The organism is Azospirillum sp. B2RO_4, assembly GCF_051124815.1.
Lineage (GTDB): Bacteria > Pseudomonadota > Alphaproteobacteria > Azospirillales > Azospirillaceae > Azospirillum.
In genome coordinates this window covers 692,074-710,288 of the sequence record NZ_CP118487.1, presented here as the reverse complement: position 1 = coordinate 710,288, position 18,215 = coordinate 692,074, and the positions used below count along the sequence as shown (strand labels likewise).

The window sequence follows — 18,215 nt, the reverse complement described above, 5'->3', positions numbered from 1 at the left end:
TATTTGGGGGGGACACCTTATACCCGAGCGTCCGGTACTAATGAGAAGCTATCAGCGAGAAAAATCCTGCAATATATGTTGTAATGGATGGCGCAGACTGAAGAATATGGTATAATTTTATTCGTAGCATACATTTAAATGCAATTACCTTGGCGCCGAGTCGAGCGCAATTACCCATAATTTGTAAATGGAGCCCTGCGCCAGTGGTAAACTTTTTATGAATTCTCTTTTCTCTTCTCAATATACTGAGGGGGCGCCGGTGAATGGCCACCATATGATGACAGGAATATATACAACCTATTAATTACGCTTGCGCGTTTGACTCTCCAAAAAACCTATAAAATACCCTTGCATTCTCGTTATGAGGGAATGTCGGGGCGATGAGCGTATTATCTTCGAGAAGCTGCGACCAACAGGTTGAACAGGACCCGTCGCGATCCCCCGAAGCCTTCATCAAATATTGGAGCGACAAGGGCGGGTCGGAGCGCGCCAATTATCAGAAATTCATCAACCAGCTCTGCGCCCTGATCGGGACGGCGGAGCCGGAAGCGTCGTCGGAACAGGACGCGCTTAACAATTACGTCTATGAAAAGAGAGTGCGCGCGCTCGATCTGGAGGGCGACGATGGGCGGAACAACTATCTCGACTGCTACAAGCGGGATTGCTTCGTTCTGGAGGCCAAGCAGTCGCGCAAGCGTCAGCGCGGCGGTCAGGAGGGTGGCGACCTGTTCGGCGGGCTGCCCCACAGCACCCCGCCTGCCGGGACACGGCCGTCATGGGACCGGCTGATGCGGCAGGCGCGCGCCCAGGCCGAACGCTATGCCAAGGCGCTGCCGACCGATCACGGCTGGCCACCCTTCCTGATCGTCGTCGATGTCGGGCATGTGATCGAGACCTATGCCGACTTCACCGGGCTGGGCAAGGCCTACATGCCCTTTCCCGACAGCCGGTCGCACCGGATCAGGCTGGCGGATCTCGCCGATCCGGAGATGCGGGCGCGGCTGAAGGCGATCTGGGAAACGCCCAAGAGCCTCGACCCCAGCGCCCGGCGGGCCGAGGTGACGCGGGACATCGCGCAACGCCTCGCCCGGCTGGCGCAGAGCCTGGAAAAGCGGTACGAGCCGAAACAGGTGGCGCTGTTCCTGATGCGCTGCCTGTTCACCGCCTTCGCGCAGAATGTCGGGCTGCTGCCGGACGGCGCCTTCACCGGCGTGCTGAACGACGCCCGGCCCAACCCTCAGTTCCTGCCGCGCTATCTGGAACCCTTCTGGCGCAGCATGGACAAGGGCAGCGACCACGACATCACCATCCGCTCGCGCGTCCGGCATTTCAACGGCGGGCTGTTCCGCGAGGCCGAGGCGCTGGCGCTCGACGAACAGGAGATCGGCGAACTGATCGCCGCCTGTTCACGCGACTGGAAGAATGTGGAGCCGGCGATCTTCGGCACCCTGCTGGAAAACGCGCTGAGCAAGCGCGAGCGCAGCCAGTACGGTGCCTTCTTCACGCCGCGCGCCTATGTGGACCGGCTGGTGGTGCCGGCCGTCATCGAACCGCTGATGGCGGAGTGGCGGGCGGCGCAGGTGATCGCCGAAAACGCCCAGCGAAAGAAAGAACCGGCGCAGGCCATCAAGGAAATCAAGGATTTCCATCGGAAGCTGTGTTCCGTCAAAGTATTAGATCCCGCTTGCGGAAGTGGGAATTTTCTTTACGTCGCCCTGGAGAAGATGAAGGCCCTGGAAGGGGAGGTCATTGCGACGCTGGAGGACATCGGCGGCGGAACGCAGGCCAATCTCGACCTTGCCGGGCACACGGTCGGGCCGCACCAGCTTCTTGGACTGGAAAAGAATCCCCGCGCCGTGCCGATCGCCGAACTGGTGATCTGGATCGGTCATCTGCAATGCCACCTGCGCCAGCGCGGGCCGGAAAGCCTGAGCGAGCCGATCCTCCATTCCTATGACAACATCCGGCAGTGCGACGCGGTGCTGTCCTGGGAGCGGGTGGAACCGATGCTGGACGAGGCTGGTCAACCGCGGGTGAAGTGGGACGGCCTCAGCTGGAAGACCGATCCCTTCACCGGTCAGGAGGTGCCGGACGAAAGCCGGACGGTTCCGCTGCAACGCTATGTCGGGGCCAGGCCGGCGGACTGGCCGGCGGCCGATTACATCGTCGGCAACCCGCCCTTCATCGCCGGCAAGGACCTGCGCGCCGAACTGGGCGACGGCTATGCCGAGGCGCTGCGGAAGGCCTATCCGCACATGCCCGGCGGCGCCGATTTCGTCACCTACTGGTGGGACAAGGCGGCCGATCTGGTGCGCAAGGGAGGGGCCAAGCGCTTCGGCTTCATCACCACCAACAGCATCACCCAGACCTTCAGCCGCCGGGTCATCCAACGCCATCTGGACGCGAAGACGCCGCTGTATCTGGCCTTCGCCATCCCGGACCACCCCTGGGCCGACGGGCAGGGCGCGGCGGCGGTGCGGGTGGCGATGACGGTGGGCGCACTCGTCGAGCATGACGAACGGACGGGCTTGTTGAAGACGGTGGTGCATGAAGGGCAGGCACCCGACAGGGACGGGGCGGTGCCGGTTGAGCTTTGCATGAAGAGAGGAGTAATTCATTCGGATTTGTCTATTGGCGCTAATTTAAACCTTTGTAATCCTCTTTCTGCTAACAAGGGATTGGCTTGCATGGGGGTAAAGCTCCATGGAAAGGGATTTCTTCTCAATAGAAGTGAATGGAAATATATAGCATCGCATTCTTCCGACAGTGCGCATGGCGTTGTAAAGAAATACATTAACGGAAAAGATCTAGCTGGGCGAAATAGAAATCTTATGGTCATTGATCTATTCGGATTTCACGAGGAAGAGATAAGGCAAAAATATCCGTTGCTGTACCAATGGGTGTTTGACAGGGTCAAGCCTGAAAGAGATCAAAATAATAGGGTGTCCTACCGGAAAAAATGGTGGGTTTTCGGTGAGCCGAGGCCAGAAATGCGATATGCGTTTGAGGGGATTGATGAGTACATAGCTACATGCAGAACTGCTAGGCATAGAGTGTTTCAGATGGTCGGGAAGTACGTTGTCCCGGAAAGTAAGGTCGTTGTTGTGGCGACATCAGACAAGGCAATATTAGGGGTGCTTTCTAGCAAAATTCATAGAACTTATTCAGAAGCTGCTGGCGGATGGCTTGGTGTGGGCAATGATTCAACCTACAATCATAGTCAATGCTTCGACACCTTCCCCTTCCCCAACGCCACGCCGCATCAGAAGCGCGTGATCGGTCAGCTTGCCGAGGAACTCGACGCCCATCGCAAGCGGGTGCTGGCGGAGCATTCCGACCGACTGACGCTGACCGAGCTTTACAATGTCCTGGAGAAGGGGCGGAGCCGGGAGGAGCTGACCGCGCGCGAGATGGAGATTTACCAGTTGGGGCAGGTCGGCGTGATGCTGGACCTTCACGGCCGGATCGACCATGCGGTGGCGGATGCCTATGGCTGGCCGGCCGATCTGGAGGATGCGCGGATTCTGGAAAATCTGGTGGCGCTGAACGCCGAGCGTCACCGCGAGGAACGCGACGGCCTCGTCCGCTGGCTGCGGCCGGAGTACCAGAACCCGCACGGGCAGGGCGCCGCCGTGCAGATCGCGGCGACGCTCGACATCGCGGCGGACACGGCGAAGCGGATCGTCTGGCCGAAGGCGCCGACCGAACAGGTCCACAGCCTAATGGCGGCGCTGAGCCGCTGCGGCCGTGCCGTCGAAGCCGAAAGCCTCGCCCGCCAGTTCAAGGGCGCCCGGTCGCCGCGGGTCAAGGAACTGCTCGACATCCTGGTGTCGGTCGGGCATGCCCGGCAGATCAACGACCGCTATGCGCCTTGACAGGAGCCGTCGCGGCCGGTCGCCGCCCGCATCGTCCGGATATGCGGACCACTAAATTGTACGTGCTACAAACTTGACGATCCGGGCCGTCCGGCGCATCATGGTCGGCGTGATGGATGGTGCCGAAAACGCATTGTTCCCACGACGCCGACCGGTCTGAGCATCGGTCGGAACCACGGCTGGAGTTCCAGTGGCAACGACCCACGGCCGCTTATCGCGCGCCGCCACATGACCTGTTGCCCGTCCGGCTGTTCGGCGGCGGAGCCATACCCGGGTGGCTCCGCCGCCGATTGTTTTTTGGCCGATTGTTTTTTGGGCAATCGTCACGAACCGGCCCGATCCCCGCCATCCTCCCGCCTCATTTCTGTCACGTCCTGTCCCGCTCCGCATTTCACAACGGCAGCGGTCAGCGCGTAATGGATTTTGCCGAATTTCATACCACTTTTGAGCAAAGACACCGGCAACCCTTGCCGGAATCGCTCGAAAATCAAACGAAACTTCGAAAAATATTGATGGGCTTTCGCAAAATGGGGGTAAGGGCTGTGGCTTTAACGCGCCATTAACCAGACTGGATTGAGTTTAGGCACATCAGACGCGGCCAACTCCAACCAGCACGCGAAGTTGACTTCCAGGCTAGATGGAAATGGTTCGTCCCGTGTTAATGCCGATATGTCCGTTCCCCCTGGTTTCGAAAGGCCCGCCCCCATGACCGTGCCGGCAGTCCTCCGCGATGTGGCGCAGTATGGCGCCTACGCCGCCGGCCGGGGCCGACATGCGGGCCTGCTGGTTGCGGTCCTGCTGCTGGCCGGCTGCCCGTCCAACACGGCAGGGCCCTGGGGCGGACCGGATGTGACGGCGGCCCGCCCGAACGCCCATCCGGCCTCGCCGCCGGTGCCAAAGCCGAAGCCGGTCCGGAAGGCTCCCGACGTCGCCACGCTGGCGCCGGCCCTGCCGATGCCGCAGCCGGGGCCGCCGGTGACCGCCGGGGAACTGACCGCCGGCCAAATGACCGCCGACCAGGCCACCACCCATCTGGCGGCCATCGGATCCGACAGCGCCGCCCAGGCGGCTTTGCCGCCAAACGCCGCCCAGTCGGCGAATTCGCCGACGGGGGGCATGCCCACCCAACCCGCAACCACCAACGCCGACCCCGACAGTCTTGTCGGGCTGGACGAAGTCCAGACTCTCAAACTCCTGGGGTCCCCCGTTGCACGGGAAGAGGCGCCTCCCGCCAAGATCTGGCGGTATGCCAAGGGCGATTGCACCCTCAAGGTGTTCTTCTTCATGGATATGACCTCGTCCCAGGACTTCCGCGCCCTCTCCTACGATATGAAGAGCAGCCAAAATGTCCCTGACGCCGACCACCGATGCTTCGCCCAACTCCTCGCTCAAGCTGACGCAGGGCGCCCTGTCCGCGCCGGGATTCAGTAAGGCGGAGTCGAACAAGGGAATGTCCGCAATGACCGATCCGACCATTGCCCGCATCGCTCTGGTGGACGACGACGACCTGTTCCGTGAGTCGCTCAGCCTCAACCTCGGCGACGAGGGCTACGAGGTCATCACCTTCGACCGCGGCGAACCGGCGCTCGACTTCTTCGCCGAAGGCGGGTCGGTCGACATCGTCCTCCTCGACTGGCGCATGCCCAAGCTGGACGGCATCGACGTGCTGCGCCAGATGCGTGCCCGCGGCATCGCCACGCCGGTCATCTTCCTGACCGTGCTGTCCGACCAGATCTACGAAGAGGCCGCCCTGGCCGGCGGCGCGCTGGACTTCGTCGAGAAGTCGCGCAGCCTGTCGATCCTGCTGAAGCGCATGCGCCTGATCCTCGATGGCATCAAGGGCGATGCGGCCAAGGGTGCGGAGGATGCGGAGGCCGGCGGCAACAGCACCAGCCACCGCCTGGGCGAGCTGGAACTACGCCTGGACAACAGCCGCGCCTTCTGGAAGGGCAAGCGCATCGACCTGACGCTGACCGAGTTCAACATCGTCAAGCTGATGTCGACCCGCCCGGAAGAGGACGTGTCCTATCGCGAGATCTACGATCTCGTCCACGGCAAGGGCTTCGTCGCCGGTTACGGCCCGTCGGGCTACCGCGCCAACGTCCGCGCCTTCATCAAGCGCATCCGCCAGAAGTTCCGCTCGGTCGACGCCAGCTTCGCCTGCATCGAGAACTATCCAGGCTTCGGCTATCGCTGGGGCAAGGGCGAGAACGCGGCCAACCAGGGCCGCGACGAGGATGGTATGGGCGAGGATATGCTGATCGATGGCGCTGCTGCCGATTGACCTCGCGATGCGGGCGCCCCGACGGGCGTCCGCCCGCCTGCTCTGGCTCTGGCGCTCGATGGCGAGCCGCCTGGTGCTGCTCACCCTTGTCTTCATCGCAGTGCCGGTCCTGCTCTATGACCAGTTCCAGCGCGCCGACGAGGCGTCGCAGCAGCTTCTGCTGAAAAGCGCCCAGCGCCAGGGCGAGCTGATCGCCCGCGCGCTGGAACCCGAACTGCTGGGCGTCGACCGCACGGCGCTGCCCAGCCTGAGCATCGCGCTCGCCCGCTACGGCGACGACCGCACGCGGCTGAAGCTGCTGGTGCGCCCGCGCGTGGCAGCCACCGGCGCCGCCACCACCCCGTCCGGCGCCAAGGCCGGGCCGGAGCCCTTCTTCTACGTCGCCGCCGCCCCCAGCCTGTCCACCGCCGACATCGACGCCGAACGGCGCCTGCTGCTCGAGCAGGGCGTGCTGGACCGGTTGGGGTCGAGCTGCGCCGGCAATTCGACGCTGGCGATGCGCGTTCCCCATCTGGAAGGCGGGGAGGAGGTGCTGTCCTCCATCACCCCGATCAAGACCAGCTTCGGCTGCTGGGCGCTGGTGACCAGCCACGCGACCGAAGCCTACATCTCCTCCTCCATCGGCCGGCCCTACTGGAGCACGCCGGCGGTCCAGGCCGCCGCCGCGATCTATCTGGCGATGGCAGCCCTGGTGCTGGCGGTGCTGGCCGGCATCTGGCGCAACCTGAACCGCTTCGGCGATCTCGCCCGCCGCATCGTCGGCGGCGACGATACGCCCGAGCGCGAGGACCGCGACGCCTCCTTCGCCGCGCGCAACACCGTGCCCGAACTGGCCGGCGTGGCCGAGGATTTCGACCGGCTGGTCGCCACGCTGCGCGACAGCGCCCAGTCGCTGCGCCGGGCCGCCGAGGACAACGCCCACGCCTTCAAGACGCCGATCGCCGTGATCCGCCAGTCGGTGGAGCCGCTGCGTCGCGCCCTGCCGGCAGAGAACGCCCGCAGCCAGCGCGCCCTGACCATGATCGAGAAGTCGCTGGACAAGCTCGACGGGCTGGTGTCCTTCGCCCGCCGCATGGACGAGGCGGCGGCCGACCTGCTGGCCCCATCGCGCCGCCGGGTCGACCTGTCGCAGCTGGTGGAGCGGATGGCCGGCGGCTATACCGGTCTGCTGGCCGAACGCCGCCTGCACATGCGCTCGCGCATCGATGCCGGGCTGGTGGTGCGCGCCAGCGAGGAGACTCTGGAGACCATCGTCGAGAATCTGGTGGAGAACGCCGTCAGCTTCTCGCCGCCCGAGGGGACGGTCAGCGTCCGCCTGACCCGCACCGGCAGTTGGGCGGAGCTGGTGGTGGACGACGAGGGGCCGGGCGTCGATCCCGCCAACCTGGACCGCATCTTCGAGCGCTATTTCTCCCACCGCGAACCCGGCCGCGGCATGCCGGAGGACGAGGCGGCGGCGCATCAGGCCGGCGCGGCCCATTTCGGCATCGGGCTGTGGATCGTCCGGCGCAACATCGAGGCGTTCGGCGGCCGTGTCCGCGCCGAGAATCGTCCGACCGGTGGCCTGCGCATGACGGTGGCCCTGCCGCTGGCGGCCTGACCGGCTGTGCTGCGGGCAAGCAGGCTCGGTTCGGCGTCCTTGTTGCCGCTGCGCCCGTCAGGGGCATCGAATTTGAGAATCCGTTCCTACCCAAGGAGGAGCGTCATTCCCGCGAACGCGGGAATCCAGCCGGTTCAGCGACGTTCCGTGAAAGTTTCCTGGATCCCCGCCATTGCGGGGATGACGGAAGTCCCGTCGTAGGAAATTTGCTTTCATATACGATGAGCCTGCTCCGCCTATGGTCCGGCATGGCCTGATCCCGTTTTTTCCGCTAGGATCGGGGCCGCCAGCCGAACAGCATTCCGAGCCGCCGATGGACCGCAGCCTCGATTCCACCGACATCAAGATCCTGCGCGAACTGCAGGATGACGGCCGCCTCAGCAATGTGGAGCTGGCCCGCCGCATCAACCTCAGCCCGGCCGCCTGCCTGGAGCGGGTGAAGCGGCTGCAGGCCGACGGCATCATCCAGCGCTATGTCGCGCTGCTCGACCCGCACCGGCTGGAAGCGGGGATGCTGGTCTTCGTGGAGGTGGTGCTGGACCGCACCACGCCCGACAATTTCGACGACTTCAAAGCCACCGTGCTGCGCATGCCGCAGATCATGGAGTGCCACATGGTGGCCGGCGGCTTCGACTATCTGGTCAAGGCCCGCGTGCGCGACATGAACGAGTACCGCCTGTTCCTGGGCGAGCTGCTGTCCACCGCCCGCGGCGTGCGGGAAACCCACACCTACGCCGTGATGGAAGAGGTGAAGAGCGTCACCGCGATCCCGCTGGACGGCCTGTCCAACGGGTCGTTGCGCGGCTGAATGATCAGACGGCAAAGCATTTTCCAAAATGCATAATACTTTGGGACCAGTCCCGTTTTGCGGTCGCATTTTGCAAAGAAGGGGATGGCCGCTTTCGCGCTTCCGTAGCAGTCAAGGGCGGAGCTTGTTTGTTTGCTGACAAAATGACGCGGCATGCCGATTGCAGCAAAGGCTCCGGTCCGGGGTGGCGACCGATATGGTCGTCCGGCGGCTTTCGTTCCGCCTCCACACCCGGCCGATTCCTTCGAGGCTTTGGCTGGAGCGGAACCCCGTCATGCGCGTCAACACTCCGATCACCGACCGGGAAGTCCAACTGACCGAGGGGGTTCCCCTGGTGTCCCGAACCGACACTGGCGGGCGCATCACCTTCGTGAACCAGGCCTTCGTCGAGATCAGCGGCTTTGACGAACATGAACTGATCGGCGCTCCGCACAACATCGTCCGCCACCCCCACATGCCGAAGGAGGCCTTCGCCGACCTGTGGGCGACGGTGAAGAAGGGACGGCCCTGGGAAGGGCTGGTGAAGAACCGGACCAAGGGCGGCGATTACTACTGGGTGCGGGCAAACGTCACCCCGGTGGTCGAGAACGGTGCCGTCACCGGCTATATCTCCATCCGCTCCAAGCCGGCGCGCGAGGACGTCGCGGCGGCCGAGGCGCTCTATGCGGAGATGCGCGACGGCCGCGCCGTGCTCGCGCTGGCGGAAGGCGCCCTGGTGCGGAAGAGCCGCGCCGGCCGCGCCGCCGCCTTCGCCTGGGCCAGCCTGTCGGGGCGGTTGGGCGCGGTGTTCGGGCTGCTGATCCTGGCGGTGCTGCTGGCGGGCTGGCTCGGCCTGGACGGCATGTCGGATTCCAACCGGTCGCTGCGCACGGTCTACGAGGACCGCACGGTTCCCGCCTATCAGATCGGCGAGATTCAGAACCTCGCCCGCGACAGCCGGCAGCGCCTGACCGACCTTGCCGCCGACCTGCGGGCGGGAAGCGGCGCCGGCGATCTCGGCGCGGTGGAGAAGGAGGTGACGGACAACGCCGCGGCGATGCGCCGCCTGCTGACCGACTATCTGGCGACCTACCTGACTCCGGAAGAGGCCGTCCTCGCCGAGAAGTTCAAGCCGCTGGTCGGGAGCTATCTGCAGGGCGGGATCGAACCGGCGCTGGCGTTGGCCAAGCAGAAGGATGCCGCCGGGCTGGACGCCCATTTGCGCAGCACCGTCCGCCCGGCCTTCGCCGATCTGCGTCGGGTGTCCGACGCTCTGCTGGAGCTTCAGATCCGCGTCGCGCGCGAGGAGTTCGACAAGGCGGAGCGGGATTACGGACGTCGTGTCGTTCAGGTCGCCGTGGCGATGCTGCTGAGCGCCCTGCTCGCCGCCCTGTTCGGCTGGGCGATCCTGCGCACGGTGCGCCGTCCGCTGGCGGTGCTGGAACGGACCTTCGAGCGCATCGCCCGCGGTGCCCTGACCGACCCGATGCCCGCCGTCGGCGTGCCGGAATTCCACCGCGTGGCGTCGGAGCTGAACGCCATGAAGGCCAAGCTGGCCTACGGCATCCATGAGAAGCACGAGACCGAAATGCGCCAGAAGGCGCTGACCCGGCAGGCCCTGCTGGAAACCTGCAAATCGATCGAGAGCGATCTGGACGCCACCTGGATCGGGGTCGAACTGGCCAGCAACCGCGCCGGCGACGGCATCCGTCACCTGATGCAGTCCCTGGGCGTGGTGCGCGAGAACACGGTGGTGGTGTCTGCCGCCTCCGAACAGGCCAGCGCCAACGCCCAGTCGGTCGCCGCCGCGACGGAGGAGCTGAACTCCGCCGGGCACGAGATCGCCCGGCAGGCGGCGCGCTCCAGCGAGGTGGCGCGGCGAGCGGTGGACAGCGCCCGCGGCTCCGCCAGCGCCATCGGCCAGATGGAGATCGCGACGGAGGAGATCGCCAAGGTCGCCAACCTCATCAACTCCATCGCCGGCCAGACCAACCTGCTGGCGCTGAACGCCACCATCGAGGCGGCGCGGGCCGGGGAGGCGGGCAAGGGCTTTGCCGTCGTCGCAAGCGAGGTCAAGACGCTGGCCAACCAGACGGCCAAGGCGACCGAGGACATCGCCCGCCAGATCGAGCAGCTGAAGCAGGCGGTGGGCGGCAGCGTCACCGCGATCCAGACCGTCATCTCGGTGATCGAGGAGATCGACGAAGCCGCCGCCGCCACCGCCGCCGCGGTGGAGGAGCAGTCGGCCGCCAACGCCGAGATCGGGCGCAGCGCCACCAACTCGGCCGGTGGCGCCTCCCAGGTGTCGGGCAGCGTGCTGCACATCCGCGACCAGACCGACGAGATCACCGGCATCGCCACCGACGTCAGCCGCCGCATGACCGACACCCAGGGCGCGGTGGCCGACCTGAAGCGCCGGCTGGTCATCGCGCTGCGCCAGTCGGTGGCGGGCGACCGCCGCGTCTCCGACCGCATCCCGTGCGAGGAGCCGATCGGCCTGACGGTTGCCGGCGACCGCCGCAGCGTCACCATGCTCGACCTGTCGCTGGACGGGCTGCTGGTGGAGAGCAAGGGGCTGCCCGAACTGGCCGAGCAGACGCGGCTGACCGTGACGTTGCGCAACGTCGGCGACCTGCCGGCCATCGTCGCCGGCACCAGCGACCTCGGCCTGCATCTGGCCTTCGACGAGCTGTCGGAAACCCAGACCGGCCAGTTGGAACGTGCCTACACCGCGATGATCGAGGCGGATTCGGCCATCATCCGCACCGTGCAGGACACCGCGGCGGCGCTGGCCAAGGCGCTGGACGGGGCGCTGTCCAACGGCAGCATCGGCGAGGAGGCGCTGTTCTCGACGGAGCTGTCCACCATCCCCGGCACCGAGCCGGAACAGTGCATCGCCCCCTTCACCGAGCTGACCGACCGGCTGTTCCCGGCGATCCAGGAGCCGGTGCTGGCCTCCAACCCGCGCTTCCAGTTCTGTGTCGCGGTCAACGCCGTCGGCTATCTGCCGACCCACAACGCCCGCTATTCCGAACCGCAGCGGCCCGGCGAAGCGGTCTGGAATGCCGCCCACAGCCGCAACCGCCGCGTCTTCGCCGACCGCTCCGGCCTTGCCGCCGCCCGCAACACCCGCCCGTTCCTGCTGCAGGCCTACCGCCGCGACATGGGCGGCGGACAGATGGTGCGGCTGAAGGAGGTCGATGCGCCGATCGTCGTGCGCGGCCGTCACTGGGGCAACCTGCGGCTGGCCTACATGCCGTAAGAGGAAAAAGGAGTTGCGGGGCGCTGCGGGACTGGCCCGGAGTTGCGACATCGGGACGCATTTCGGCCGGAAAAATTGCTTTTGACTAACAGGATTGCATTTTGCACCATCTGCAAGTTGCGGAAATGATTGAAGAATAAGTTATGAATTGAGTGGGCCATTCCCGCAGGGTCAGGAATCGGCGCGTGCGTCACGGAGCGGGGCCTTCCCCGTCGTCTGCCGATTCTGCCGCACCCGCTCCCCGCTCCCGAATTGACCGGGCCCGTCCCGGAAGGACACGCGATGCCGATCAGCGCCGCCGGCCGTGCCGGCATTCTTCTTGCCCTGGCCTGCAGCCTGCCGCTGCTGGCGTCCTGCCAGACCTCCCGCGGCCCCGTCTATCCCGGCGCTTTCGTGCCGACGGCGATCTATGCCCAGCAGCGGGGATGGCTGATCGAGCGCTACACCCCGACCAATCCCGGTGCCGTGCCCTATTGCGTCGCGTCGAAGCAGTCGCCCGCCCAGGAGCTGGCATTCATCGCCACCCGGAGCAACACCGGCCTGTCGATGAACAAGACGGGCGTGCCGGTGACGGCGGGGGCCACCTATCCGATCGAAATCGTGTTCGACAGCGGCAAGGTCCATCATGTCCAGGCCAGGCCGGGGGGATTCGGCATGCTGATCGCGCCGCTCGGCGGGCCGGACGTCGGGACGGTGCTGTCCCGCTTCGCCTCGGCGGACACGGTGGCGCTGGCGGTGCCGGGCCTCGGCATCCGCAAGCTGTACGAGCTGGACGGGTCGAGCTGGGCCATCGGCAAGCTGTCGGAGTGCATCGGCGCCCCGTCGCGGCCCAAGCATGCGACGTCCAAGCCGGCGCCTGGGCCGGCGCCGGGCAAGGCGCCGCCCGCCGGCCCCGCCCCGCAGCTGGAACCCATCGCGCCCGAACCGCCGGCCCCCGGCTACAATCCAGCCCCGGCCCCGACCCCGGCGCCCTCGGCACCGGCAGCTCCGGCCAGCGGCGGCATCGACCTCGACATGCAGATCGACCAGCCCATCGACCTGGATGAACCGAAGCGCTGATCCGGCCAACCGATTGACGGCGGCCTCCGGCCCGAACTCGCGGAAATAGGCCTGACCCGGATGCCGCTCCTTCGCGGGCGGCGACGGACATGCAGTGGGGATGTCTCGTGAAACAGCTTTTGATCCCGCCCCTGGCGCTCGGCCTGCTGCTCTCGCTCGCCCCCGCGGTGGGTGCGGCGGAAGACGGCCGGCGCCTTGCCTTCTCCGGAGCCTTGAAGGTCGAGGTCTTCGCCGACGGACCGTCCTGGTGCGCCGACCGCGCCGCGCTGAAGGTGGTGGCGGAGGACCGGGGGCTGTTCGCGACGGACGGTTTCACGTCGCTGGTCCGCCGCATCGGCTCCATGGTTCTGTCGAAGGAATGCCCGGCCGCCGGCCGCGCCGCGCTGGTCGGGGTGGAGAAGGCCAGCGGCGCCGTGGTCTGGCGGGGCGAGGCCGCCGCGGCCAGCGACTGGACGGTGGTCGCCGCCGCCCCCGCCGCTTCCGCGCCGGTGCCGCAGCCGTTGCCCCAGATGGCGCCGCAGACGGCGCCGCAGATGGCGCCGCCGCCCGCGCTTGCGCCTGCGCCGGCCTCCGTCGCGGCACTTGCTCCGGCTCCGGCTCCGGCTCCGATGCCCATGGCGCCTCCCCAGCCGGTCCTCGAAATCGGCAAGAACTACCCCGGCATGCTTCTGCTTCTGCTGCGCCGGAACGGGGATCTGGCGGAGGACAACGGAACCTTGGCCTGGTGGGCCGGACACCGGTTCAACCGCGAGTTCCAGCAGGTCCGCTACCAGGAATTCAAGCTCCAGCCCCTGCTGGAACGGGCCAGGGCCGATCTGTTCACCGAGATGAACCGTGCCGATCCCAACCGGGTGACCATCGTCTACCGCACCGAATTCCAGGCCTACGACTTCGCGACCCGGCAGTTCCCGATCACGCAGAAGATCACCTCTCTGTCGGTCCAGCCCAACTGGTGCTGCGTCGACTCCAAGCTGCCGAACAACTTCACCGTCGAAATCGACGGGCTCGACGCGATCACCGGCATTCCGATGGACCGGTCGGCGGCCCAGTCCTTTGCCGAGGGCCGCACGCGCTACGGGTCGGTCGACCGCACGCTGATGATCGGGGCGACGCTGAAGATCGATCCGTCCGGCATTCAGGTCGACAACTGGCGCGGGGCAAAAGCCAAGGCAAAGCTGGAAAGCGCCGTCATCTATGCCGACCGCGAGGCCACCAGCATGCTGTATCGCTTCGACGAGCGGGCGCTCGCCGGTCTGTTCGCCGAGCGCGACGCCCGCAAGGCCGCGGCGGCCCGGGCGGAGCAGGAACGCCAGCGCGAGCAGGAGCGCCAACGGATGGCCGCCCAGCGCGAGCAGGACATCAGCATGCTGGCCTCTCTGCCGGCCGGCGTCCGCCTCGCCAACCTGATGCAGCCCGGCCGGGTCGCGTATGGCGCCCAGCTGGACAATCTCCGCGACGCGCGGGCCAATGCGCTGATCCAGGGCGGGCCGGTTCCCGTCACCATGCTGGTCCAGGCCGGATCGGACGGGCGCAATGCCGTGGCCACCCGCTGGCCGGGCAAGCTGCAGGTCACCGTGCCGGAGACGGGACCGGCGCTGAAAGCCGACGGCTGGTACGTGGTCAGCGGCGCGCTGTCGGTTGCCGAGGGTGACGAGGCTCTGCCGCCGGCCAAGCTGGAGGCTGCGGTCGTCCATGCCTGCGGCAAGGCGGAATGCGCCGATGCGGCCGATCCCGTCTTCATCGTCGACCAGAAGCTCGCCGCGGCGGGCCTGTCCAAGGGAGCCCCGTGATGAAAATCAGCAGCAAGCTCGCCTCGGCGCTCGTCCTCGGCGCCCTGGTCGTGGTCGGCGGCGGCTGGACCCTGGCGAAGCGGCAGGCTACTGCCCAGGCCCGCGATCTGGTCGACGGCTTCCTGATCCGCGAAGGATTGAACGGCCGGGTCAGCTATGCCGACCTGTCGGCTTCACCGTTCGGGTCGGTCAGTCTGCAGGGGGTGACGGTCACCCTGTCGCCCGACGCCGTGGTCCGCGCCGCCAGCGTGGACGTGTCCGACATCGCCCTGCAGAACGGCGAGATCCGCAAGGCCCGCCTGTCGGCCAGCGAAGCCGACGTGCCGGTTCTGGCGATGGCGCGGGCCAACCGCTACAACCAAGCCCTGCGCGACATGGTCAGCCTCGGCTACACCAGCCTGCGCGGTGACGTCTCGCTGGCGCTGGATTATGACGACCAGCGGCAGTCGCTGTCCCTGGAGACCAGCGGCACCGTGCGGGATGCCGGCGGCTGGAGCGCGCGGCTGCGGATGGAGGGGATCGACCCAGCGATGGTGGCGACGGCCCGCCGGCTGGCGTCCGGCAAATTCAACCCGCTGGAAGTGATGGCCACCGCCGCGCAGAACATGGACATGCTGTTCCGCGTCGCCCTGGTCGAGGCCGACGTGACGGTCGACAACAGCGGCATCCGGCGCCGCGAGCGCGAGATCGTCGCGACCGATCTTCCGCAGAAGCAGGACCCGTCGGCCCGGCAGGCGGCGGCGCTGAACCCCACCGCGCTGATCCGCGCCGGCATGGCACCGGAAGCGGCCAGGACGTCGGCCGCCGCGGTGGATTCCTGGACGAAGGACGGCGGCAAGCTGCGGGTGGCGACCGGCCTGTCCCGGCCGATGCCGGTGTTCAAGCGGGGCGCGGGCTTCGCGCCGATCCTGCCCGCCTTCGACAGCCCGGAAGGCTTTCTGGCCGTCACCAAGGCGACGATCAGCAACTGACCGGGACCGGGCGAGACGGTCAGGCCGCCGGCACCAGCACGTCGGCGCAGATCGCCCGGACCACCTCGGCGCGGTCGGCGGCGGCGCCGGGGGCGAGCAGGCCCTGGCCGAAGGCGAAGGCGTAGAACAGGTAGGCGCGGGCGAAAGCCTGGTCGGAGGGAAGGCCCAGCGCCACGAACAGGCCGGCGACGCTGTGCAGGCGCTCGCGGTCGACCTCGGCGATCACGCTTTCCGCCTCGGGATCACGCCGCGCCCAGTCGCGCACCGCCAGCTCGATCGCCATGCCGCGCGGCTTGCTGCCGCCATAGAGCGCCAGCAGGTCGCGCAGTTGCCGTGCCGGCTCCCGCCCGTCCAGACGGGTCTGTTCCTTGATGGCGGCGATGCGGCCCGTCTTCCAGCTGTCCAGCAGGGCGTTCATCAGCTCGGTGCGGTCGCGGAAATGCCAATAGAAGCTGCCCTTGGTAACCTTCAGGGCCTTGGCCAGCAGCTCCACCCGCACTTTGTCGACGCCGCCTTCGGCGAGTGCCGCGAAGGCGGCGGCCAGCCAGGATTCGCGGTTCTTCGTCTTGGATTCCATACCTGTCCTTCACGCTTTCCCGGCTGCCGCATCCCTGGAGGCGATCTATACCCGAAAAGGAGGGGCGCTGACTATTCGCCCTGCTGCATCTGGATCGCGTCGGACGCCCGGCCGCGATAGTGGATGTTGCCGTCGGCGTCGAGGAAGGCGCGGTCGCCGGTCAGGTAATAGCGCCGGCCGTGGCGGAAGCGCCGGGCGGTGCGCTCGGGATTGTTCGAATAGGATTCGAACCAGAACAGCGGGGAATGGTCGACGTCGATGGCGATCTCGCCGGCGCCGCCCACCGGGGCTTCGCGCCCGTCGGGATCGAGGATGACGACGCGGAAGCCCGGCATCGGCCGGCCGAGCGAGCCGCTTGCGGGCTGGACCGTATCGCCGTCCTCCGGCGCGTCGGACTCGTAACGGCCGATGCCGTCGGGGTCGTACCTGTTGACGATGAAGATGCCGGTCTCGCGCTGGCCGTACTGGTCGAGCAGCGGGACCTTCACCGTCCGGTTGGCCCAGGCGATCAGGTCGGGCGGCAGCGGCTCGCCCACCACCGACAGGATGCGCAGGGCGAACTGGTGCGACACGCCGGGGTCGGCGCCGTGCCACGCGCGGATCTGCGACGGCGCCGCGGTCAGGTTGGTGACGCCGAATTTGGTCAGCATGCGGTAGCCCTGCCGCACGTCGTAGGGACCGTCGCAGAAGATCGTCGTCCGCCCCAGCAGAAGCGGCCCGACCAGGCCGTAATAGGCGCCATAGGCCCAGCCGGGATCGGCCATGTTCCAATAGATGTCGTCGTCGCGCAGGTCGAGGCCGATGCGCATGTACTGCTCGATCCCCGACAGCGCCTTGACCGGAAGCGAGACGCCCAGCGGCGTCGGTTCGGATTCCGAGGTGTAGATCAGGGCGAAGGCGTCGCCTTCGCGGTAGCGCGCCACCTCGGCCAGCGGGGCGGCCTCGTGCAGCGACGACCAGAAGGGCACGGCGTCGGGACCGAAGGCCTCGTCGCCCTCCACCGTCACCACCGGCCGGGTGTTGTCGCGCGGCACCTTGCGGCGCAGGAATCCGTTGGTAACGATGGCCCGCGCGTCGCTGTCGGCCAGCCGGTAGGCGACGGCCGAGGCGGTATAGGTGGTGAACAGCGGCATATAGACGCCGCCCAGCCGCCAGATCGCCAGCGCCGTGATCAGCAGCTCCGGCCCCTTGGGCAGCAGCACCGCCACCCGGTCGCCCGCCCCGACCCCCATGCCGGCCAGCACGGCGGCGAAGCGCGCCGAATCGCGGGCCAGCCGGGCGAAGCTCAGCTCCGTCGTCTGGCCGGCGACGCTTTCATGCAGCAGCGCCGCCCGCGCGCCGTCGGCGGCGCGGACATGGCGGTCGCACAGCAGCGTCGCCAGCGCGATGGAGTCGCCGCGATATTCCGCACGCAAAAAGGCCGAGGGCCGCACCATCAGGGCAGGCGGCGAGGGCGGCGCCGGCGGGGGCGGTGCTGCCTCCGGCGGCGGGGGCGGGGCAGGGGTGGGGAGCGGGGTGGCAGGGGGAGGCGCAAGGGGGCGGTGGCGCTGCGCCGCCAGATCGCCCAGCGCCACCAGATCGGGTCCCAGGTGATAGCGCTTGCTGCGGGCATCCTGCTCCACCAGCCCGTCGCGCGCCAGCGCCATCAGCAGACGGTGGGCGGTCGCCTTCGACAGCCCGACCCCCGTCATCAGGTCGGCCAGCCGCGCGCCGCCGGTCTCGGCGTCGGCGACCGCGCGCAGCAGGGCGATGGCGCGCTCCAGGCTCTGGGTGCCGCCGGCCGCGTTCGGAACGGCCGGAGAGGGAGCGATGTCGGCGGGGTTGTTCATGAGGTCCATCATATGGACCGTGCGGCGCCTTATCGCAACAAAAAACATGCGCTGGCGGAATGTCAGTGTTGAAAACAGAATGAGGCTCGGTATATAGTGCGGAAGTTGCTCATGAAACGGTCCACAATATGGACCCCGCCGGCCCCCAAGAGCCGGATCGTGACCCCGAGAAGCGGTACCA

Annotated in this window: 11 protein-coding genes; 9 read left to right on the top strand and 2 right to left on the bottom strand. The window is 67.0% G+C overall.

The window, feature by feature from the left end:
• The first annotated feature begins 380 nt into the window (after nucleotides 1-380).
• The 9 genes from PWS46_RS20770 to PWS46_RS20730 all read left to right on the top strand — a co-directional run bounded on the left by PWS46_RS20770 (nucleotide 381) and on the right by PWS46_RS20730 (nucleotide 15,628).
• Nucleotides 381-3,875 carry a class I SAM-dependent DNA methyltransferase gene (locus PWS46_RS20770; RefSeq protein WP_434622597.1) on the top strand — a complete coding sequence of 1,165 codons (3,495 nt, stop codon included), beginning with the start codon at nucleotides 381-383 and terminating at the stop codon, nucleotides 3,873-3,875.
• A 705-nt stretch (nucleotides 3,876-4,580) separates the two neighbouring features.
• Nucleotides 4,581-5,306: a hypothetical protein gene (locus tag PWS46_RS20765; RefSeq protein WP_434622595.1), complete on the top strand. Its 726-nt coding sequence runs from the start codon at nucleotides 4,581-4,583 to the stop codon at nucleotides 5,304-5,306.
• A gap of 28 nt (nucleotides 5,307-5,334) precedes the next feature.
• On the top strand, nucleotides 5,335-6,159 hold the full coding sequence (locus tag PWS46_RS20760; RefSeq protein WP_434622593.1) for a response regulator transcription factor: 825 nt from the start codon (nucleotides 5,335-5,337) through the stop codon (nucleotides 6,157-6,159).
• Nucleotides 6,140-7,759 carry a sensor histidine kinase gene (locus tag PWS46_RS20755; protein ID WP_434622591.1) on the top strand — a complete coding sequence of 540 codons (1,620 nt, stop codon included), beginning with the start codon at nucleotides 6,140-6,142 and terminating at the stop codon, nucleotides 7,757-7,759. The genes PWS46_RS20760 and PWS46_RS20755 overlap by 20 nt, the downstream gene beginning before the upstream one ends.
• 313 nt (nucleotides 7,760-8,072) lie before the next feature.
• Nucleotides 8,073-8,567, top strand: coding sequence for an Lrp/AsnC ligand binding domain-containing protein (locus tag PWS46_RS20750; protein WP_085084112.1), 495 nt, complete (start codon nucleotides 8,073-8,075; stop codon nucleotides 8,565-8,567).
• A gap of 274 nt (nucleotides 8,568-8,841) precedes the next feature.
• Complete coding sequence (locus tag PWS46_RS20745; RefSeq protein WP_434622587.1) at nucleotides 8,842-11,808, top strand: methyl-accepting chemotaxis protein; 2,967 nt, start codon at nucleotides 8,842-8,844, stop codon at nucleotides 11,806-11,808.
• 282 nt (nucleotides 11,809-12,090) lie between these two features.
• Entirely contained in the window at nucleotides 12,091-12,867 is a 777-nt protein-coding gene (locus tag PWS46_RS20740; protein WP_434622585.1) for a hypothetical protein, read from the top strand.
• Between the two features lie 107 nt (nucleotides 12,868-12,974).
• The gene (locus PWS46_RS20735; RefSeq protein WP_434622583.1) at nucleotides 12,975-14,657 is read left to right on the top strand and encodes a hypothetical protein; all 1,683 of its coding nucleotides are present in this window, start codon (nucleotides 12,975-12,977) and stop codon (nucleotides 14,655-14,657) included.
• Nucleotides 14,657-15,628, top strand: a complete 972-nt coding sequence (locus PWS46_RS20730) for a hypothetical protein (RefSeq protein ID WP_434622581.1) — start codon at nucleotides 14,657-14,659, stop codon at nucleotides 15,626-15,628. Before PWS46_RS20735 ends, PWS46_RS20730 begins: the two co-directional genes overlap by 1 nt.
• A gap of 19 nt (nucleotides 15,629-15,647) precedes the next feature.
• Here PWS46_RS20730 and PWS46_RS20725 read toward each other — a convergent pair whose 3' ends face one another.
• Nucleotides 15,648-16,205 (bottom strand): TetR/AcrR family transcriptional regulator, encoded by a 558-nt coding sequence (locus tag PWS46_RS20725; protein ID WP_434622579.1) that lies wholly within the window; start codon nucleotides 16,203-16,205, stop codon nucleotides 15,648-15,650.
• 71 nt (nucleotides 16,206-16,276) lie between these two features.
• The gene (locus PWS46_RS20720; protein ID WP_434622577.1) at nucleotides 16,277-18,034 is read right to left on the bottom strand and encodes an AMP-binding protein; all 1,758 of its coding nucleotides are present in this window, start codon (nucleotides 18,032-18,034) and stop codon (nucleotides 16,277-16,279) included.
• Nucleotides 18,035-18,215 lie beyond the last annotated feature (181 nt).